18 protein-coding genes are annotated in these 19,151 nt (G+C 60.7%); 8 read left to right on the forward strand and 10 right to left on the reverse strand.

Annotated elements, in window-relative coordinates:
- Positions 1–156: 156 nt before the first annotated feature.
- Positions 157–759 (forward strand): HdeD family acid-resistance protein, encoded by a 603-nt coding sequence (locus FGQ67_RS09030; protein WP_138341524.1) that lies wholly within the window; start codon positions 157–159, stop codon positions 757–759.
- Positions 760–1,242, forward strand: a complete 483-nt coding sequence (locus FGQ67_RS09035) for a YaiI/YqxD family protein (protein ID WP_138341527.1) — start codon at positions 760–762, stop codon at positions 1,240–1,242. It begins immediately after the preceding gene.
- A 167-nt stretch (positions 1,243–1,409) separates the two neighbouring features.
- Here FGQ67_RS09035 and FGQ67_RS09040 read toward each other — a convergent pair whose 3' ends face one another.
- Positions 1,410–2,498 carry a putative manganese transporter gene (locus FGQ67_RS09040; RefSeq protein WP_138341530.1) on the reverse strand — a complete coding sequence of 363 codons (1,089 nt, stop codon included), beginning with the start codon at positions 2,496–2,498 and terminating at the stop codon, positions 1,410–1,412.
- 172 nt (positions 2,499–2,670) lie between these two features.
- On the opposite strand from FGQ67_RS09040, the gene FGQ67_RS09045 reads away from it, so the two are divergent.
- The 5 genes from FGQ67_RS09045 (at position 2,671) to FGQ67_RS09065 (ending at position 8,300) form a co-directional block, all read left to right on the forward strand.
- On the forward strand, positions 2,671–3,639 hold the full coding sequence (locus FGQ67_RS09045; RefSeq protein ID WP_006235437.1) for a 3'-5' exonuclease: 969 nt from the start codon (positions 2,671–2,673) through the stop codon (positions 3,637–3,639).
- Between the two features lie 350 nt (positions 3,640–3,989).
- Positions 3,990–5,180: a hypothetical protein gene (locus FGQ67_RS09050; RefSeq protein ID WP_138341531.1), complete on the forward strand. Its 1,191-nt coding sequence runs from the start codon at positions 3,990–3,992 to the stop codon at positions 5,178–5,180.
- Positions 5,181–5,599: 419 nt separating this feature from the next.
- The gene (locus FGQ67_RS09055) at positions 5,600–5,965 is read left to right on the forward strand and encodes an ArsR/SmtB family transcription factor (protein ID WP_055285819.1); all 366 of its coding nucleotides are present in this window, start codon (positions 5,600–5,602) and stop codon (positions 5,963–5,965) included.
- Between the two features lie 63 nt (positions 5,966–6,028).
- Entirely contained in the window at positions 6,029–6,247 is a 219-nt protein-coding gene (locus tag FGQ67_RS09060) for a cation transporter (RefSeq protein WP_006235433.1), read from the forward strand.
- A 100-nt stretch (positions 6,248–6,347) separates the two neighbouring features.
- Entirely contained in the window at positions 6,348–8,300 is a 1,953-nt protein-coding gene (locus FGQ67_RS09065; RefSeq protein WP_171025287.1) for a heavy metal translocating P-type ATPase, read from the forward strand.
- A 279-nt stretch (positions 8,301–8,579) separates the two neighbouring features.
- On the opposite strand, the gene FGQ67_RS09070 is transcribed toward FGQ67_RS09065, so the two are convergent.
- The 9 genes from FGQ67_RS09070 to FGQ67_RS09110 form a co-directional block, all read right to left on the reverse strand.
- Positions 8,580–8,969 carry a metal-dependent transcriptional regulator gene (locus tag FGQ67_RS09070; RefSeq protein WP_138341533.1) on the reverse strand — a complete coding sequence of 130 codons (390 nt, stop codon included), beginning with the start codon at positions 8,967–8,969 and terminating at the stop codon, positions 8,580–8,582.
- Between the two features lie 186 nt (positions 8,970–9,155).
- Positions 9,156–9,926, reverse strand: a complete 771-nt coding sequence (locus FGQ67_RS09075; protein ID WP_138341536.1) for a Cof-type HAD-IIB family hydrolase — start codon at positions 9,924–9,926, stop codon at positions 9,156–9,158.
- A gap of 6 nt (positions 9,927–9,932) precedes the next feature.
- The gene (locus FGQ67_RS09080) at positions 9,933–11,792 is read right to left on the reverse strand and encodes an ABC-F family ATP-binding cassette domain-containing protein (RefSeq protein WP_138341539.1); all 1,860 of its coding nucleotides are present in this window, start codon (positions 11,790–11,792) and stop codon (positions 9,933–9,935) included.
- A 205-nt stretch (positions 11,793–11,997) separates the two neighbouring features.
- On the reverse strand, positions 11,998–12,870 hold the full coding sequence (pstB, locus tag FGQ67_RS09085; protein WP_171025288.1) for a phosphate ABC transporter ATP-binding protein PstB: 873 nt from the start codon (positions 12,868–12,870) through the stop codon (positions 11,998–12,000).
- Entirely contained in the window at positions 12,867–13,793 is a 927-nt protein-coding gene (gene pstA / locus FGQ67_RS09090; protein WP_138341542.1) for a phosphate ABC transporter permease PstA, read from the reverse strand. Before pstA ends, pstB begins: the two co-directional genes overlap by 4 nt.
- Positions 13,786–14,694 carry a phosphate ABC transporter permease subunit PstC gene (gene pstC / locus FGQ67_RS09095; protein WP_138341544.1) on the reverse strand — a complete coding sequence of 303 codons (909 nt, stop codon included), beginning with the start codon at positions 14,692–14,694 and terminating at the stop codon, positions 13,786–13,788. The genes pstA and pstC overlap by 8 nt, the downstream gene beginning before the upstream one ends.
- A gap of 24 nt (positions 14,695–14,718) precedes the next feature.
- Positions 14,719–15,657: a phosphate ABC transporter substrate-binding protein gene (locus FGQ67_RS09100; RefSeq protein ID WP_138341546.1), complete on the reverse strand. Its 939-nt coding sequence runs from the start codon at positions 15,655–15,657 to the stop codon at positions 14,719–14,721.
- A gap of 293 nt (positions 15,658–15,950) precedes the next feature.
- Positions 15,951–17,387: a M20 family metallopeptidase gene (locus tag FGQ67_RS09105; RefSeq protein ID WP_138341548.1), complete on the reverse strand. Its 1,437-nt coding sequence runs from the start codon at positions 17,385–17,387 to the stop codon at positions 15,951–15,953.
- A 55-nt stretch (positions 17,388–17,442) separates the two neighbouring features.
- Positions 17,443–18,105: an HAD hydrolase-like protein gene (locus FGQ67_RS09110; RefSeq protein WP_249934442.1), complete on the reverse strand. Its 663-nt coding sequence runs from the start codon at positions 18,103–18,105 to the stop codon at positions 17,443–17,445.
- A 156-nt stretch (positions 18,106–18,261) separates the two neighbouring features.
- Between FGQ67_RS09110 and FGQ67_RS09115 the strand changes: the two genes are divergently transcribed.
- On the forward strand, positions 18,262–19,122 hold the full coding sequence (locus FGQ67_RS09115; RefSeq protein WP_138341552.1) for a DegV family protein: 861 nt from the start codon (positions 18,262–18,264) through the stop codon (positions 19,120–19,122).
- Positions 19,123–19,151: the final 29 nt, after the last annotated feature.

The raw sequence follows: 19,151 nt of genomic DNA on the forward strand, positions 1-19,151 counted from the left end.
ACGGTGGCCATTATTCGGTGACCGGGATTGGTCAAAATAGTTTGACTATTAGCGGCTAAAATCGCCCGGCGCTAACATCCCCGACCCATACGCCAGCGCCTTTAGGCGATACTAGTTGTAACGATCAAGGCTTACGCCGCACGGAAAGGAGACATTATGGGCATCTTTAAGAACGATGATCAAAAATCGAGCCAGTTTGGATTTGACGAGAAAAGCATGGCGGGCAAAGCCGTCAAGGCCGTACGCTGGATCTACGCCATCACGGGCGTCTTAGCGCTCATTGCTGGTATCGCGCTGCTTTTTGCACCCGCCAAGTCCCTCATCTTTTTGACGACTGTCTTGGGTTTTTACTTTGTAATCACTGCTGCCATCAGGCTGTTCACTGCCATTTTTGAGCCGCTGCTGCCCACCGGCTGGCGCGTGACGAGCATCATCTCCAACCTACTCATTATCTTGGGCGGCGTCATAATCCTGCGCAACCAGGCCTTCTCGACCGCGACGCTCACCACGATGGTAGTTATCGTGGCCGGCTTTGGCTGGATTGTCGAAGGTGTCATGTCCATTCTGGAGTCCGAGCTTTCGTCCAACCGCGCCCTCGCCATCCTGAGCGGCGCACTCTCAATCATCGCCGGCATGTTCGTGTTTATCTATCCGCTGTGGTCGGCCAAGATGCTCGTCATCTTTAGCGGCGCCGCGCTGCTGGTGTTTGGCGTAACGTTGATTGTTCGCGCTGTTCAATTTGGCAAACTGGTGCACTAGATGCCGCGAACGCTCTTTATTGATGCAGACGCCTGCCCGGTCACGCGCGAGTCGATTGACTGCGCGCGGCGGGCGGGCGTCGCCGTTGTTATCGCCGGCAACAGCACGCAAAACCTGGAACGGCATATTCGCCGCGACGACCCGCGCGATGCCGAGCACGCGCGACGCGGCTTTTGGGTCACGACGCTCGACGTGAGTGTGGGCGCCGACAGCGCCGACTTTGCCATTATCGAACGCCTGCAGACGGGCGACGTGGTCGTGACGCAGGACATTGGCTTGGCGAGCATGGTGCTCGGGCGCGATGCCGCCGCTATCGGCGTGCGCGGGCGTGTGTACGACAAAGCAACCATCGACATGCAGCTGTTTATTCGCCACGAGGAAAAGAGGGTGCGCCGCGCCGGCGGACGCACTCGCGGTCCGGCAGCCTTCACCAGCGAAGACCGCGCTCGCTTTAAGCGCAACCTCACCGAGCTGCTGCGCTAACCAAGGTAGATTTTTGGGACATGTCCGGAAATCTGCTATTTTGCTTTAGGCGGCGTGAGCGCTCAAAATCCATGGCTCAACAAAAAACGGGCTTCAAAATGCCATGCGTCGCCGCATTGTGCAGGCGCCGAGCATGGCTATTTTGAAGCCCGTTTTGTTAGGCCCACTTAGAGGCCGAAGGCGGATAGGATGAGGCCCCAGCCGGCACCGATGACGTACATCATGATCAGGAACAGGACGTTTTCGCGGGCGCTGCGGTTGGTACGGAACAGCACCAGGTAGCCCACACCGGCAGAGATGAGCGTGCCGGCGAGCATCGGGGCCAGCTGCAGCGCGCCTTCCAGGTACAGTTGCGTGATGACGACGCTGGCCGAGCAGTTGGGAATCAGGCCGACAAGCGCCGAACCCAGGACGGCGAGCGTCTCGTTGCCACGCAGGAACTGCTCAATCACGGACTCGCCGAAGGTCTCGAGCACGGCGACCAGAATCAGCGTCACCAGAAAAATGAATACCGATACCTGCACGGTGTGCGAGATGGCGCTGCGGATGATCGACAGGACAGGCGTCCCTTCGTGGGAATGGGAGTGAGCATGACCATCATGGTGTTCATGCTCGCCCTCATGACCGTGATCGTGTCCATGTCCGTGTTCGTGCTCGTTCTCGTCTTCATCGCAACCGCAATGGTCGCGCTCGCATAACTCGTGGATGTGGTCGGCGCTCACGCCCGCCTCGGCCACTTCATCAATGATGTCGCCCCCGGTATGGTCGTCGTGCGCGCAGTTCACATGAGCCGGATTGGCAGCGGTCCCCAGCACGGTACGGCGAATCGCCGCATGCGCGCGAGCGTTGCGGCGCAGACCGCGAATGGCGGCATCTACGATAAAGCCCGTGACCAGTGCGATCAGCGCTTTCGAAGCCAAAAGCATCGCCATAGTCTGCACGGGAACCTGCTCGGCAAGTAGCAGCGGCAGCATCTCGTCGGAGGTCGAAAGGAACACCGCCACCAACGTACCCAAGGTCACGACACGACCGGCGTACAGCGTGGCCGCCATTGCCGAAAAGCCGCACTGCGGCACCATGCCCAGCAACGAGCCAACCACGGGACCAGCGGCGCCGGCGCGCTTGATGGCGCCGTTAACGCGATCGCCCGCCACATGCTCGAGCGTCTCGAGAACCAGATATGTCACCAACAAGAACGGCACCAGCGAGAGCGTGTCCTTGCCGGCGTCGAGCAGAATATCAATCAGCAAATCCATGACGGATGGAACCTTTCGTGTCTTTCGGCAGCATTGTAAAAGTCCTAGCGGTCAACTAGGGTATTGTAGTTGTCCTAGGCGCGATGCCAATAGTTGCCCATGGTAAACTATCATCTCGCCACATCTTAATGACCCTGAGCCGCACGACGCGGCCCATCCAAGGAGCAGTTATATGAACGTTTCACAAGCACTCGAATACGAGCGCCAGCCGTTTATTCCCATGTTTATCTATGGCGATCACGGCGCCATGGAGTCCGAGCGCCAGAAGGGCGAGGAGGCCCTTAAGGTGCTCGAAACCGAGTACTTTACCGCCGAGGGCGACCCCAGCTTCGACTTTGCCACCGTGCGCGACCTGGCTGACCGCAACCGCGACCTGTGCGACCAGATTGGCGAGGCACGCCTGCGCAACGTGACGCCCGCGACGCTTTCGCGCGGCCTGTCCGATGCCGACACCTGCGCGGCCATCGGTAAGATGCAAAAGCGCACCGCCGCGTCGGTCATGCGCGAGATCCGCGGCGACCGCGACGCGCTCGGCGTGGCCTACGCCCGCAAGCCCATCCAGGGCACCGTGCTCGGTATCGACATCGAGACCACCGGCCGTGCACCCGAGCGCGGCTACATCATCAACGTGGGCTGGGAGATCATGGAGCTCACCAGCGACGCCGTCCCGCACGACGCCGAGGCACACTACTGCGGCCTGCCCGACATCTACCGCGGCGAGGATGTGCCGTTGTCGAATATCCACCACATCACCTGGGACGACATCGACGGCAAAAAGCCGTTCCGCGAGAACAAGGAACTGCAGAAGCAGCTGCTCAAGCTTATGAAGAAGTACCCGTACATGGCGCATAACGCCGCGTTCGAAGACAGTTGGTTCAAGATCCACCTGGACGGTTACGCCGAGGCACGCCGCGCCGGCAAGATCATCGTCATCGACTCGCGCCAGATCTGCCGCAGCCTGGATGCCGACGTCCGCTCGCTCCCCCGCGAATCCGCGCCCGCCGCGCTCGAGAACTGGGCCCGCCGCCGCGGCACCCTCGCCGCCGACGCCAACGAGCAGCACCTGGGCCTCGACGACACCGACCTCATGCTCCGCACCGTCCAAGCCGAGTTCAACCTCAAGAACCTGTTTGCCAAGTAGAAACGCCTGCGACAAGCATGGCCCCGTTCACGAGCGGCCCCGCAGCGGGAAACCCCGCAGCGGGGCCGCCCTACGTTCCACAGATAGATCAGCCATCACAAATTCTGAACCCTCATTTTGAACGATTTCGGCCAATTCCCGACACGTAATTCGTTGTCGGATGGTGATGCATCACTATCAAATGTGCGGCAATTGAGTATTTATATGCTATAGCTAAGCTGCGAAAACTTTTATTTAGGGCATACCAACTCATAATTGCGTCAAGCTTTTGGACAGCATTTGGTTAGACCTCTAAAACGACTTTTCCACTCAGCGCCATCAACACGGCATTAGCTGACACGATATATAGCATGAGTATCGTATTGTCACATACCACTGCAAAAGCGGTCTACCAGGCCGCGCATTCGGTGTCTGCGAAAGGCATCGAGTCCTGTAACCCTGCCGCGATTTACGGATCATGTCCCACCGGAACGCTCCTTGACGCAGCCGCAGAATGGCTCACCAAACATGATGTTTCCCTCGACGCAAATGGTTCTCTCGAGGTGATGGTGTTTGATCGCAGGAATGCGCGCTATGCAATGAACTGTCAATGCCACGTATCTTCAAAACGATTCTCGAACTCACGCTTTATAGAGCTCAAAGATGGCATCTTCATTGTTGGCGTTGAGCTTTGCGCACTTCAGGCCGCCACCTATCTTTCTTTTCGCGAACTAGTGGAGTACTACTTTGAACTGTGCGGCGCTTATTCCCTTGGAACCGACTCTTCCACCTCCTATACCGAGCGTTTCGCGCTCACCTCGACCGAGAGGTTAAAGCAGTTCTTTAATTCCATTACCAGATGCGACGGTTTGGCCCTTGCCCGAAAGGCGATCCAATGTGTACGCGACGGATGCCGGTCTCCCATGGAAACGGCATTTGTCATGATGCTAACGCTGCCCAAAAGCGAAGGAGGGCTTGGTATTAAGGGAATTGAGACCGATTACGAGGTGCAGGTCACCGCTGCCGCAAAGAATCTCACGAGACGCAAGAAGTTCTTTATGGATGCGTATCTAAAGAAATCTCGCACAGACATTGAATACAACGGTTTTTATCATGACGCGGAAGAAGACCGCGCCATCGATGAGGAACGCAAGAATGCGCTTGCGTCCATGGGATACGGAATCATCACCGTCAGTCGTTATTCCTTTATGCATGCCAGCGCTTTCGTTAGGGTCATGGAGGCGATCCAACGAAAAGAGGGCATACGCCCCTCGCGTCTGCCAAAAGACTTTCAAATCATGCAAGAAGACCTGAGGCAGTTTGTACTCAGAAGATTTATAGAAGAGAAAAAGCGAATTCAGAAGCAGCTTCGCCAGGATTCCGAAGATCGTCAACGAATCGACCTCGAAAAAGCAACACTCGAAGGCATCACGCTGGATGACCCGACAATTAATGAAGTTCCGGCAATCGATGACATGCAGACAGTCGAATCCGACAGCCCATCATTTGCCCAAACAAGCAGCCTCGCGCCCGAGGGCAGGATCTTCGGGGCCGGAAGCTAGACCGGCTAACAAGGTGGGCACCTTAGCGACGTGCAAAATTGCGAGTATTCAGCAGAGCCGGGTGTCTATCACCCTCGAGTGGATCCAAATGTGAAGCGAAATCACTCTTGCGTTAGAGCGTTAGGCAACATTTGAGGAAGAACTCATCGGATTAACACCCTAAGATAACTCTTGAACTGCATTATATGGCCTGCAATAAATTAGCGGACCCCCTATCGTTGCAGAATACTCCAATTTTTGCACGGCTCAGGGGCACCCACCCCGGCATCGGCTATCAAAACCGCTCAGTCCGGGATCTCGTCCACTATTCCCCATCATTTTGTGCAACGAATTACCTGAACGTCATTGACATATGAACATACACTCATATAATCGGAAGCAAGTTATATGAGCGCATGTTCATATGAAAGGATATTGCAATGAGCATCCGCGTTGATGAAACGAAACCCGACATCGAGGCCACCGAACCCGCGATCCCCACCACCTGCTCGCCCGAGGACCTTCCCGACGAGGAGCTTCTCTACGACCTCGCCGACCTGTTCAAGGTCTTCAGCGACACCACGCGCATCAAGATCCTCTATGCCCTCATGGGCCGCGAGCTCTGCGTGGCAGACATCGCCGAAGCGACCGAAACCTCGCAGTCCGCGGTGTCGCACCAGCTGCGCACACTCAAGCAGTCGCACCTGGTTAAATTCCGGCGCGACGGGCGCAACATCCTATACTCGCTCGCCGACGATCACGTCTACACCATGCTCAACCAGGGCATGAGCCATATCTGCGAATAGCAACCAACCACGGTACCAGCGCGGCCTGCACCCAAGCCGCAAAAACAGGGAAAGGAACCCACCATGAAAAAGCAGTTTAAACTCGACGAGATCGACTGCGCCAACTGTGCGCGTGAGCTTCAGGACGAGCTGGCCAAGCTCGATGGCGTCAAGTCCGTTTCGGTCAACTTTATGACCCAGAAGTTGACGCTCGAAGCCGACGACGCCGAGTTCGATGAGGTCCTCGATCGCGTCGTGGAGTTTACCGCCGACGCCGAGCCGGACTGCGAGATCATTCTCTAGCCCAGGTTTACGCTGACCCACAAGACCGCGCTTGCTGCGGCCTTTGCTCGCGAAATTATATGAGCGAGTGTTCATACATTCAAATGGGAGGATACGAGTCATGGCCACCGCCGACCCCAAGAAGAAAAAGAAGAAGCGCAAGAAAAAAGAGTCACTCGAGCATAAGCGCAACCGCATCCTGGTAGCGCTGGGCATTTTTGCCGTGGTGTACGCCCTCGATGAGCTCGGCGCCCTCACTGCCGCATTCGGCACCCCGGGCGACATCTACGCCAGCTTCGCACTGTTCCTCGTGCCGTTTTTGATTGCCGGCTACGACGTACTGCAAAAGGCATTCAATAACATCCGCCGCGGCAAGGCCTTCGACGAGAGTTTCCTTATGGCAGTCGCAACCATCGGCGCGTTTGCCATGGTGCTCTTCCCCGACACCGACCCGCACATGGCCGAAGGCGCCGCCGTCATGCTGTTCTACCAGGTCGGCGAGTTGTTCCAGGCATACGCCGTGGGCAAGAGCCGCAAGTCGATCAGCGCCATGATGGACATCGCGCCCGACTACGCCAACGTCGAGCAACCCGACGGCACACTCGAGCAGGTCTTCCCCGATGACATCGCCGTGGGCACCGTCATCGTCGTCAAGCCCGGCGAGCGCGTGCCTATCGACGGCGTCATCGTCGAAGGCGAGACACAGCTCGATACCGCCGCGCTCACGGGCGAGTCAGTCCCCCGCCCCGCCAAGGCCGGCGACGACATCATCAGCGGCTGCATCAACATGACGGGCCTCATCCACGTGCGCACCACCAAGCCATTTGGCGAATCCACCGTCGCGCGCGTCCTGGAGCTCGTAGAAAACGCCAGCGAAAAGAAGGCGCGCACCGAGAACTTCATCACGCGCTTTGCCCGCATCTACACGCCCGCCGTCACCGGCGCTGCCGCGGTGCTCGCGCTCGGCGGCGGCTTGGTCACCGGCGCCTGGTCCGACTGGATCCTGCGCGGCCTGACCTTCCTGGTCGTCAGCTGCCCGTGCGCGCTCGTGATTAGCGTCCCGCTCAGCTTCTTTGGCGGCATTGGCGGCGCATCCAAGCTGGGCGTCCTCATCAAGGGCTCCAACTACCTCGAGACGCTCGCCGATGTGGACACCGTCGTCTTTGACAAGACCGGCACGCTCACCAACGGCACGTTTTCGGTCGTGGCGGTACACCCCGAAGCCGGCTATACCGAGCAGTCGTTGCTCGAGGTCGCCGCCCTTGCCGAGTCGTTCTCCGACCATCCCATCGCGCAGTCCGTGCGTGTCGCCTACCAGGGCGAGGTCGACCCCAAGCGCGTTAGCGACTCCGCCAACGACGCGGGCCACGGCGTGACGGCAACCATCGACGGCAAGCACATCGTCGTTGGCAACGCAAAGATGCTCGCCGCGGCCGGAGTCGAAGCGCCCGATTGCGAGGTCGTCGGCACCATCCTCCACGTGCTAGTCGATGGCATCTATGCCGGCCACATTGTAATTGCCGACACCATAAAGGCCGATGCCGAGCAGACGATTCGCGACCTGCACGCCGCCGGCGTCAAGCGCACCGTCATGCTCACGGGCGACCGCGAGGAGGTTGCGGCGTCTGTGGCTAAGCGGCTGGGGCTCGACGAGTTCCACGCGCAGCTACTGCCGGGCGACAAGGTCGAGCGCGTCGAGGCATTGCTCGCGGGCGAAAGCGGCAAGGGCAAGCTCGCTTTTGTCGGCGACGGTATCAACGACGCACCCGTGCTTACCCGCGCAGACGTTGGCATCGCCATGGGCGCTATGGGCTCGGACGCCGCAATTGAGGCGGCGGACGTCGTGCTCATGGATGACAAGCCGTCCAACATCTCCCGCGCGATCCGCGTGGCGCGCAAGACCATGTCGATTGTTTGGCAGAACATCATCTTTGCGCTGGGCATTAAGCTGCTGATTTTGGTGCTGGCAGCGCTCGGCATCGCCAACATGTGGCTTGCTGTGTTCGGCGATGTGGGTGTGGCGATCATCGCCATCCTGAACGCCATGCGCGCGATGGGTGTCAAGAACCTGTAGCGTTCTTGGGCTATCCGGCCGGGACCGGGCTTGGTTTTGAAAACGTCCTCGCGCATGAGGCCCGTCCTTCCTGCTCCTGCGGAGCAACGGAAAGGCGGGCCTCGCGCTGCGGAGTGTTTTCAAAACCAAGCCCGGTCCCGGCCTGCGGTAACATCGCAGGCGGTTCTTGGGCATCGCTTGCTGGCAGGGTTCCTTTGCTGAAATGGACTTGGCCGAAAGGGCCGCTGGTCCCAGTCGCTGGTTCGCGCCTTGCGTGAACTCCGCGCTACTGTGGGTCAGTTAGGCTTCTGTTGTTTGACCCGCTACATCTTCCCGGCCCAACATCGCCCTCAGCTTCTCAAAGCTTTCCTCGCTCAGGCAGTGCTCCATGTGGCAGCCCTCTTGCGACGCGACCTCAGCCGAAACACCCGCATCCTCTAGCAGCCCCACGAAAAAGCAGTGACGCTCCCACATTTGGCGAGCGACCTCCAGACCACGCTCCGTCAGATGAACGTCGCGCTTGCCCATTTCGACATAGCCGTTGCTTTCCAGCGTCGCCATGGCCTTGGAAACGCTCGCCTTGGTTACGCCGAGGTACTCCGCAACGTCGATCGAGCGCACGATGCCCTGACGTTCCGACAGAACGTAGATCGATTCGAGATAGTCTTCTCCGGATTCACGTAGGGCCATGGGCCGCCTTTCGCGATGATTGCTAGTTAGCCTTTGGATACTTTCCACGGCTAACTTTACCGCAAAAGTTGCCCATGTCTTACTACTTTGTCTAAAAGTTAGCCGTGTTTCACAAAACGTGCGGGACGAAACAAAATGGGGACGCCCCGCAAGGAGTGTCCCCAGGCGCCGGGTGCCGGCCCGCAGTTACATCAATCCAAAGTGCTTCGCGGCGTTGTAGATGCCGTCGTCGTCCACGGCAGTCGTCACATAGGTCGCCGCAGCCTTCACCGTGTCCTGTGCGTTACCCATGGCCACGCTCGTGCCCACGGCGGCAAACATCGACAGGTCGTTCTCGCCGTCGCCAAAGGCAATCGCCTCGCTCGCGTCGATACCAAGCCGCTCCAGCGTCGCCGCCACGCCCAGGTCTTTGCCGCCGTTGGCCGGAATAATGTCGCAGAACAGGTCGCACCAGCGCGTGGTTGTAGAATGCGACAGGACATCGGTAACTATGCCCTGGTCGACCGGGTCCACAAAGGCGCAGAACTGGTAAACCGGCGCGTCGAAAGCATGCTCAAAAGGCTCCTCGTGATACGAGATTCCGGCATTGTCGGCAGCCGCCACCACGCGCTTGGACAGACGGTTCACAAACGAATTCTCGCCCTGCATGCACAGTGAGTCGTAGCGTCCCTGCGCCACCTGGTCCACAATCACCGCAACGTCGTCCGAATCGATCGGGCAGCTGCGATAAACGCCCTTGGCATCAAAACAGTGCTGACCCGAAAGCGTAATGTACGCATCCCAACCCAAGTCGAACAGCCAATCCGGCATCTGGTAGGTCGGGCGACCCGTGGCGATTATGCACGCAATCCCCTGCTCGCGAAAGCTGTCGAGTACCTGCTGCGCCGACGCCGGAATCTGGTGGGTCTTAAAGCTCAGCAACGTGCCGTCGATATCGAAAAACGCAGCCTTGATCATCCTTGCCTACTCCTCGCCCTCGAGCTTCTCGCTCGCCTCGAGCCACGCCATCTCCAGCTCGTCCATGGCGGCGTGAGCCTCGTCGATCTTTGCCTGCTGCTCGCCCAGCGCCGTGTAGTTGGTGGGGTCGACCTGGGCCATCGCGGCCTCGGCCTCCTCCACGCGGGCGCGCTGCGTCTCCATTTTGCGCTCGAGCGAGCTCACCTCGCGGCGGAGCTTCTGGCGCTCGGCGTTGGAAAGGCCATTGGGCTGGCCACTCGACTTGGGCTTTTCGGCCGCAGCCGCCGCGGCACCGGTGTCAAACGTGCCGGTCTTGGCGCTCGGCGCACCCACGGGCTCGCCCTCGGCGGTGGCGTTGCACAGGCGCAGGTACTGGTCGACGCCGCCGGGCATATGCGTCAGATGGCCGTCAAGCAGCGCCCACTGCTGGTCGGTCACGCGCTCCATCAAGAAGCGGTCGTGCGTCACCAGGATCAGCGTGCCGGGCCAGCCGTCGAGCAGATCCTCGACAATCGCGAGCATATCGGTATCCAGGTCGTTACCGGGCTCGTCCAGGATAAGCACGTTGGGCTCGTCCAGGATCGTCAGCAACAGCGACAGGCGACGGCGCTGGCCGCCCGAAAGATCGCCGATGCGGCTCCAGAGCTGCTGGGTCGTAAAGCCCAGGCGCTCGCAGAGCTTCTCAGGCGAAGTCTCCTTGCCGTCGATGACGTAGTACTTCTTATAGTTGCCGAGAACCTCGCGGATCGTGTCGCCCATGTAGGGCTCGAGCTCCTCGAGCTGCTGCGACAGCACGCCAAAGCGCACCGTCTGGCCAATCTTCACGCGGCCGCGCGTGGGCTCAATCTTGCCCTGAATCACGTCGAGCAGCGTCGACTTGCCAGCGCCGTTCTCGCCCAAAAGACCATAGCGGTCGCCCGCTCCGATGAGCCAGGTCACGTCGGAAAGTACCTGCTTGGGCGCGCCATCGGTATCCGCATAGCCAGCGTCCACGTCGACCACGTCGATAACCTGCTTGCCCAGGCGACTCACCGCCAGGCGCTTGAGCTCCAGCTCGTCACGTACGGGCGGTACGTCGGCGATGAGCTCGCGAGCGGCGTCCACGCGAAACTTGGGCTTGGTGGAGCGCGCCTGGGCACCGCGGCTCAGCCACGCGAGCTCCTTGCGTGCCATATTGCGACGGCGCTCCTCGGTAACCGCAGCCATGCGGTCGCGCTCCACACGCTGCAGGATGTAGGCCGAGTAACCGCCCTCGAAGGGATCAACCCGGCCGTCGTGGACCTCCCACATGCTGGTGCAGACCTCGTCCAGGAACCAGCGGTCGTGCGTGACCACGAGCATGGCGCCCTGGCCGCGCTGCCAGCGGGCCTTTAAGTGACGCGCGAGCCAGTTGATGGTGCGCATGTCCAGGTGGTTGGTGGGCTCGTCGAGCATAAGCACGTCGTAGTCGCCGATCAGCAGGCGCGCGAGGTCCACGCGGCGGCGCTGGCCGCCCGAAAGCTCGCCCACCGTGCCCTCCCAGGGCACATCGCTAATAAGGCCGGCCAGGATTTGACGCGTACGCGGGCTCGAGGCCCACTCATACTCGGGCGTGTCACCGACGACGGCATGGTGCACGGTGTCGGTATCGGCCAGGTTGTCCTTTTGGCCGAGCAATCCGATCGTCGTGTCGCGGCGATGCGTCACGCGACCATCGTCGGGCTCCAACGTGCCGGCGAGTACGCTCAGCAGCGTCGACTTGCCGTCGCCGTTTTTGCCGACGATACCAATACGGTCGCCCTCGCCCACGCCGAGCGTCACGCTATCGAAAATATGCTTGGTGGGAAACTCTAGGCTGACGGAATCGCATCCCAAAAGAATCGCCATATGCCCTGCTCCTTCGTAGAAATTCAACGTTGTCCATGATAGCAGCGAGCCTCACCCCAAACCACCACGAAGGTGCCTGTCCCCTTTGTGGTGGTCGTTTCGGTCGCAGAGCAAAAAGGCGGGCCATCTCACGCAAGAGATGACCCGCCTCTCCAATCAGTCCCGCGGCAACCGTGGCCGCCGCGGGCCTCAAGCATGTCCCGAACTAGGAGAACATGCCAGTGAGGTAATCATTCAGCCGCTTGTCCTTGGGCCGTTGGAAAATCTCGTCAGTCTCGTCGTACTCGACCATATCGCCCATGTAGAAGAACGCCGTGCGGTTGGACACGCGCGACGCCTGCTCCATGTTGTGCGTCACGATAACGATGGCGCGGTCGGCAACGATCGACGACATCAGGTCCTCGATCGCCAGCGTCGAGATGGGGTCGAGCGCCGAGCAGGGCTCGTCAAACAGGATCACGTCGGGGTTGAGCGCCAGCGTGCGCGCGATGCACAGACGCTGCTGCTGACCGCCCGAAAGCGCGTAGGCGCTCTTGTCGAGCTTGTCCTTGACCTCGTCCCACAGCGCCGCGCCGCGCAGGCTCTCCTCGACCATATGGTCGAGCTCGTCGCGGTCGGTAATGCCGTGGCGTTTGGGTGCAAACGTGATGTTGTCGCGAATGGACTTGCGGAAAGGATTGGGCTGTTGGAACACCATGCCAATGGAGCGACGCAGCTCGTAGGTGTTTTCGGTCTTGGTGTTCACGTTGCGCCCGCGGTAGTTGATCTCGCCCTCCACGCGGCAGCCGCGAATCTCGCGATTCATCAGGTTGAGGCTGCGTAAGAAGGTCGACTTACCGCAGCCCGAAGGCCCGATGAGCGCCGTGATCTCGCCCTTGTGGAAGTCGAGCGACGTATTGTGCAGTGCATTGTGGTCGCCATAGTACACGTTGACGTCCTTGGTGGAGAGCACAACCTCGTCGCTCACGGCCTTGCCGCTCACGCGCACGCGCTTCTCGCTCTCCCCCACGCTCGACAGGAAGTCCCGGGTGTCGGACGATGCCGCTTCGGTTGCGGGCGTTACATTCATCTCGCTCATTCGGCCGTCATCTTCCTTGCCAGTTGCTTGCCCACAATGCGGGCGATTACGTTAAACAGCAGCACGCAAATCATCAGCAGTGCAGCGGTGCCCCAGACGATCTGCTGGGCCTCGGGGCTGCCCTCGCCATAGATCTTGTAGATGTGCACGGCGAGCGACTCGCCGGGACGGAACACGTTCCAAGCGCAGGTGGGGCTCGACAGGTTAAAGCTCAAGAAGTTCAGGCGAACCGGCGAGCTCATACCCGAGGTAAAAAGCAGTGCTGCGGCCTCGCCAAACACGCGACCGGCCGAAAGCACGATGCCCGTCACGATGGCGGGCATGGCCTCGGGGATCAGGATGTGCAGCGTGGCCTCCCAGCGAGTGAGGCCCATGGCCAGGCACGCATCGCGCTGGGCCTGCGGCACGTCCTCGAGCGCCTGCTGGATCACGCGCACCAGGATGGGGATGTTGAACATGGTGAGCGCGACGGCGCCGGAGATGATGGAGTACTTCCAGCCCAGCTGCACCGAGAACACCAGAAAACCGAACATGCCGACGACGATGGAAGGCAGCGAGGACAACGTCTCGATGGCGGTGGAGGCGATGTCGCGGATGGGTCCGTCCGGCGCGTACTCAACCAAAAAGACCGCGCCACCCAGGCTGATGGGCACCGAGATGATCAGGGTGATCAGCAGCAGGTAGAACGAGTCGAACAGCTGGTAGAGCACGCCGCCCTGCGTTCCGTTGGCGCGCGACGGCTCCGTGAGAAAGCCCGGCTGGAACAGCGTCGAGATGCCCTCGAACAGGATATAGGCCACCATGGAGACGACGATGAGCATGACGATGGCGACGATCGCCGTCAACACGCCCGTGGCGAAGCGGTCCTGCTTTTGGACACGCCCGAGCCTCGCCTCGTCGATGTGGATACGCGTGCTAGCCACGAGCCTTCGCCCCCTTGCGGCCGATAAGGTGGATGATCAGGATGAAGATGAGACTCATGCCCATCAGCAGCAGGCCGAGCGCCCACAGAACATCGTCTTGGGCCGAGCCCTCGGCATAGACTGCCATGGACGTGGTGAGCGTGGTGGTGATGGTGGACGCCGGCGACAGCAGCGACGTCGGCATGGCCTCGATGCCGCCGATGACCATGCGCACGGCGAGCGTCTCGCCAAAGGCGCGGGTCATGCCCAAGATAACCGCGGTCATGAGCGACGGCATGGCGGACTTGAGCACCACGTGCCAGATGGTCTGCCAGCGGGTGTAGCCCAGCGCGAGCGAGCCCTGGCGGTAGCCGTCGGGCACGGCGCGCAGGCCATCGACCGAAAGCGTGGTCATCGTCGGCAGAATCATGACCGCCAGCACGATGGCGCCGGGCAAGATGCCCAGGCCCGTGCTCACGTGGAAAACGCTCTTCATAAGACCGACGACCACGTGAAAACCGATCAAGCCAAAAACGACCGAGGGAATACCGGTCAAAAGCTCAATAAGCGGCTGAAAGATCTTGGAGCCAAATTTTGGTTGGATCTCGACCGCAAAGATGGCAGAGCCGATGGCGATGGGCAACGCGATGAGCGTGGAGAGCACCATGACCGCAAACGAGGTGACGATCAGGGGCAGGGCGCCGGTGTAGGGCAGGCCGTTTTCGGCCGTGTTGGCCAGGTCCCACTTGGTGCCGGTGAAAAACTCGACGGCCGAGACGCCGTCTTTGACAAAAGCCGAGAGGCCCTTTTGGGCGACCATAAAGATGAGCGCGGCAACGACAAGCGTCACGAGCGCTACGCACGCGCCCGTGACGCCCAGGCCCACGTTCTCAAGGTCGCGCTTTGGCAGCTGTTTTGCCATTGCAAACCTTTCCGGGGCGATTACTTATTTAGCGGAGACCTTGCCGCTGGCGTCCTTGACGACCTTCATGGCAGAGACGGGGATAAAGCCCTGCTCCTCGACGAGCTTGCCCTGCACGTCGTCGGAAAGCATGAACTCCAGGAAGGCCTTGGTGGCGTCGTCGGCGTCCTTTGCGCAGTACATGTGCTCGGTAGCCCAGATCTTGAAGGAGTCGTCGGTGACGTTTGCACTCTTGGGCTCCACGCCCTCGACCTTAATGGCCTTGAACTTGGAGTCATCGAAGTGCGAGAAATCGAGGTAGGAGATGGCGTTGTCGGTGCTGCCCATCTGAGTCTGGACGTCGCCGGACTTGTCGAGCTCGGCATCGCCCTTAAAGTCGACGGTCTCGTCGCCAAAGACGGCGGCCTCGAAGGTGGCGCGGGTACCGGAGCCGGCCTTGCGGTTGAGGACGACGATGGTGGCGTCGCCGCCGCCGACCTCCTTCCAGTTGGTAATCTGACCGGAGAAGATACCCTTGAGCTGCTCGAGGGACAGGTCGTCGACCTTGACGTTCTTGGAGACAACAGGACCCATGCCCACGACAGCAACCTCGTGGTCGACGAGGTTCTTGACCTGGTCGGCCTCGAGCTTGGTCTCGGCGAAGACGTCGGAGTTACCGATGGTAACGGTGCCGGCGGCGACAGCGGTCAGGCCCTTGCCCGAACCGTTGCCCGAGCCGGAGACGGAGACGTCCGGGTTGGCATCCATGAACTTCTCGGCAGCGGCCTCGACGAGAGCCTGGAACGAAGAGGCACCGTCGTAGGTCACCTCGCCGGAGACGGACTCGGCAGCAGCGGCGCTACCCTTGTCGGCGGCGTCGGATGCGCCGGAGCCGCCGCAGCCAACGAGACCGAGACCGACGATGCTGACAAGACCACCAGCGAGGCCGAGGAACTGACGACGAGAATAAGCCTGATCGAGCATGATCTTCCTTTCATACATGCGACTCGCGGGCACCCTGCCCGCTTTGCTGTTTGGAAAGATACGACCCCGACCGGGCAGCGCCCGCGCCAACTGCGGTTTTTTACGGGCATCTGATAGACCCTTACCGCAAGCTCTGTCCAGCCTTTACAAACGGATAACAATCCAGCGCCGAACATGGCGCACCTTTTACACCAATAAAAACAAAGTTGCGGTGAAATAGTTCCTGCTTGGCCATCAAATGGCCCATTCTAGGAACTATTCCACCGCAACTTAGATTGGGAAACCGCGAGACCTTAAAGCTCTAATTCATTCAAACGGAGGATCGCAACAATATAGATCTTGAGCGCCTGTTTAAGCTGTTCCTCGTTGGCGCACTCATTGGGGCCGTGCATCTGGCCGCCCCACGCGGGCAGCTCCAGGCCGGTCTCTTCGGGGCCAAACGAGACGGCGCGGGCAAAGTTGCGCGCGTACGTGCCGCCGCCCATGGCAAAGGGCTCAGCATGCTTGCCGGTGAACTCGTTATAGGTATCGATAAGCGCCTTCACGGCCGGATCGTCGGCAGACACCGAGAACGGCACCTTCGCGCGACCCAGCTGGCACGTCACGCCAAAACGGCCCACGAGCGGGTCGAGCTGCTCGCGGATGGTATCGGCACTCGTACTGTCGGGGAAGCGCACGTCGATGACCTGCTCAATATGGCCATCCGCCACGCGGATGACTCCAGCGTTGCAGGTAAGCGGGCCAAACGCCGGACTCGTCGCATCGATACCTAGGCCGCGGCCATAGGCATCCGCATACACAAAGGCCAGGAACTTGACGAACTCATGCTCGGCAGGCGTCAGCAGGCGCTCGTCGCGTGCACCAAACGCGTCCTCGGCCTCGCGCAGATACGACACGATCAGGCCGACGGCATTGATCGTTCCCTCGGGCATCGAAGCATGGCCACCGATACCGTGGGCGAAAATCTGCGCATGGCCATTATCAAGCGCCGTGATCTCCAGACGATCGGCGTTCTCGACCGGCGCCGGCAACTCATCGGCGGCAATCGCAAGCTCGCAGATGGACTGCGACGGAATGGCATTGCTCGCCTCGGAGCCGCTCCACGACACGATGCGCCCGCCGTCGATCTTGGGGCTCACAAACGTCGCCCCAAACTGGCCCTTCTCGGCATTGCAGACCGGGAACTCGGCATCGGGCGTAAACAGAAAGTCGGGGTCTGCGTGGTTCTCCAGATAATGGTGAACGTCGGACATGCCCACTTCCTCATCGCAGCCCAGCAGCGCGCGGAAGGTATAGCGCGGCACAATGCCGTGCTTGAGCAGGTACGCGCCGGCATAAAGCGACAACACCGCCGGGCCCTTGTCGTCGATCACGCCACGGCCGAGCAGCCAGCCCTCGCGACGCTCCATCGCAAACGGGTCGGTGTTCCAGCCGGGGCCGGCGGGCACCACGTCCACGTGGCAGATGGTCGCGAGCTGCTTGTCGCCGCGACCCGGGATATCGGCAATGCCCACATAGCCCTCGTCGTCGCTCGTCTGGTAGCCGAGCTTTTGCGCAATGCCGAGCGCGCAATCGAGCGCATCACGGACCGGGCGGCCAAACGGCGCACCGGGCTCCGCATCGGCAGCAACGGCCACGGACGGATAGCTCACCAGTTGTTCGATATCGGCGACAACATCCTCCCAGACCTCGTCGACATACTCAGCGACGCTCTGCTCCACCTGATTCATGGACGACCTCCTTACCAATGAGCGACGGGTACGCCCGCCCCTCACATTATGTCTATTAGATAGCGAAAAGTTTAGCAAGCTCGGCCACCGAGTGCACCACCGCATCGGCGCCCGCGGCCTCGTGCTCCCCCGGCGCTGCCGCGCCCGAATAGATGCCGATGCACGGCACGCCCATCGCGTGCGCGCCCTCCACATCGTTAAAGCGATCGCCGATCATCACGGCATCGTCGGCCGTCGCGCCGAGCGCCGCCAGGGCATCGCGAACCGAATCGGCCTTGGTCTCGCGTCCCTGCGGCGGATTCATGCCAACCACCGCCTCAAACTGCGAAAGCCCCAGCTCGCCCACCATGTCAATGCACTTTGCCTCCATGCGTGACGTCGCCACGGCCAAGCGATGCCCCTGCGCGACAAGGCCATCGAGCAGCTCGGGGATTCCATCGAACACGGGATACTCTTCCGGTCCCAGCTCATCAAAAAAGGCACGGTACTCGTCGGCCACCACAAGCGACTCCTCGCGGGAGAAGCCATAAAAGTCGTGAAAGCTCTTCCACAGGGGCGGCCCGATCATGCGACGCAGGTCACCCATCTGCGCCTCCGAAAACCCGCGCGCGGCCAACGTCTTGCGCGTCGAGGTCATCACCGCTCGACCCGTATCTGCCACCGTGCCATCGAAATCAAACAGCACGACCGGCCGCTTGCATATCTCCAGCGCCTCCATCGGCATCCCTCTTCCCCAGTTGACGATTTCCACACCGACACTTCAAACAGTTGACTATTCAACAATTGAACCTATAAATGTGGAACGACTCCACTATACTTGTCGCACTTTGCTCTCAGAAGGCGGCGCTGCCGCGCCCCAACGAAAGGTGCAATTATGTCTTTTGCCATCATAACCGACTCCACGTCGGACATCTCCCCCGCCCGCGCCCAAGAGCTCGGCATTTACGTCATTCCGCTGCATGTGATTATCGAAGGCGAGGACCTGCTCGACCAGGTACAGATCACCGCCCAGGAGTACGTCGCCCGCATGGCCGGCTCCGAGCAGCTGCCGCATACCTCGCAGCCGAGTGCCGGCGAGTTCAAGGCGCTGTTTGACCGCGTGCGCGCCGATGGCCACGACAGCGCGATCTTTATCTCGCTGTGCAGCGAGTGGTCCGCCTGCTATGCCAACGCCAGCCTGACGGCCGAAACACACGAGCTCGACGTGCGCTGCATCGACTCGCGAACCGGCTCGGGTGCCGAGGGCCTGCTGGTGGAGTACGCGCTCGCCATGCGCGAGGATGATCGCAGCCTGGACGAGACCGAGGCACAGATCCGCGCGACCCTGCCCGACGCGCACCTGCTGCTGATTCCCCGCACGCTCGAGAACCTCGTTAAGAACGGCCGCGCGCCCAAGCTCGCCGGCCAGCTCACGCAGATGCTCAATATTCGCCTGGCCGTTTCGCCGGAGTGGAAATCGGGCGAGATCAAGGCCATCAAGAAGGGCCGCGGCGCCAAGCGCATCGTCGCCAACACCATGGCAGACTGCCTCGCGTTTTTGGCCGAGCATCCGGGCTCCAGCGTGCGCGTGCTCACGACCGGCGCCGCCGAGGAGCAGGAGCTCGTCAACCAGGCGCTCGCGGGCCAGGACTACGTAGACGCCGGCACCGGCCCCATCGGCTGCACCATCGCCACCCACGTAGGCGTCGATGCCATCGCCATCAGCTACTGCCCCCGCTACCAGCCCATCCACTAGGGGCACCTTTACCACTTGCGGTGGAATAG

Origin of the sequence: Collinsella aerofaciens (assembly GCF_005845035.1) — a bacterium.
GTDB classification, from domain to species: domain Bacteria; phylum Actinomycetota; class Coriobacteriia; order Coriobacteriales; family Coriobacteriaceae; genus Collinsella; species Collinsella aerofaciens_I.

What these genes read in the sequence shown, in the direction of transcription:
- FGQ67_RS09105 (WP_138341548.1), bottom strand. Translation starts at nt 17,387, where the DNA reads ATGAATCAGGTGGAGCAGAGCGTCGCTGAGTATGTCGACGAGGTCTGG.
- FGQ67_RS09040 (WP_138341530.1), bottom strand. Translation starts at nt 2,498, where the DNA reads ATGGATTTGCTGATTGATATTCTGCTCGACGCCGGCAAGGACACGCTC.
- pstC (WP_138341544.1), bottom strand. Translation starts at nt 14,694, where the DNA reads ATGGCAAAACAGCTGCCAAAGCGCGACCTTGAGAACGTGGGCCTGGGC.
- FGQ67_RS09045 (WP_006235437.1), top strand. Translation starts at nt 2,671, where the DNA reads ATGAACGTTTCACAAGCACTCGAATACGAGCGCCAGCCGTTTATTCCC.
- FGQ67_RS09065 (WP_171025287.1), top strand. Translation starts at nt 6,348, where the DNA reads ATGGCCACCGCCGACCCCAAGAAGAAAAAGAAGAAGCGCAAGAAAAAA.
- FGQ67_RS09050 (WP_138341531.1), top strand. Translation starts at nt 3,990, where the DNA reads ATGAGTATCGTATTGTCACATACCACTGCAAAAGCGGTCTACCAGGCC.
- FGQ67_RS09035 (WP_138341527.1), top strand. Translation starts at nt 760, where the DNA reads ATGCCGCGAACGCTCTTTATTGATGCAGACGCCTGCCCGGTCACGCGC.
- FGQ67_RS09030 (WP_138341524.1), top strand. Translation starts at nt 157, where the DNA reads ATGGGCATCTTTAAGAACGATGATCAAAAATCGAGCCAGTTTGGATTT.
- FGQ67_RS09060 (WP_006235433.1), top strand. Translation starts at nt 6,029, where the DNA reads ATGAAAAAGCAGTTTAAACTCGACGAGATCGACTGCGCCAACTGTGCG.
- FGQ67_RS09115 (WP_138341552.1), top strand. Translation starts at nt 18,262, where the DNA reads ATGTCTTTTGCCATCATAACCGACTCCACGTCGGACATCTCCCCCGCC.
- FGQ67_RS09055 (WP_055285819.1), top strand. Translation starts at nt 5,600, where the DNA reads ATGAGCATCCGCGTTGATGAAACGAAACCCGACATCGAGGCCACCGAA.
- FGQ67_RS09080 (WP_138341539.1), bottom strand. Translation starts at nt 11,792, where the DNA reads ATGGCGATTCTTTTGGGATGCGATTCCGTCAGCCTAGAGTTTCCCACC.
- FGQ67_RS09110 (WP_249934442.1), bottom strand. Translation starts at nt 18,105, where the DNA reads ATGGAGGCGCTGGAGATATGCAAGCGGCCGGTCGTGCTGTTTGATTTC.
- FGQ67_RS09070 (WP_138341533.1), bottom strand. Translation starts at nt 8,969, where the DNA reads ATGGCCCTACGTGAATCCGGAGAAGACTATCTCGAATCGATCTACGTT.
- pstB (WP_171025288.1), bottom strand. Translation starts at nt 12,870, where the DNA reads ATGAGCGAGATGAATGTAACGCCCGCAACCGAAGCGGCATCGTCCGAC.
- FGQ67_RS09100 (WP_138341546.1), bottom strand. Translation starts at nt 15,657, where the DNA reads ATGCTCGATCAGGCTTATTCTCGTCGTCAGTTCCTCGGCCTCGCTGGT.
- FGQ67_RS09075 (WP_138341536.1), bottom strand. Translation starts at nt 9,926, where the DNA reads ATGATCAAGGCTGCGTTTTTCGATATCGACGGCACGTTGCTGAGCTTT.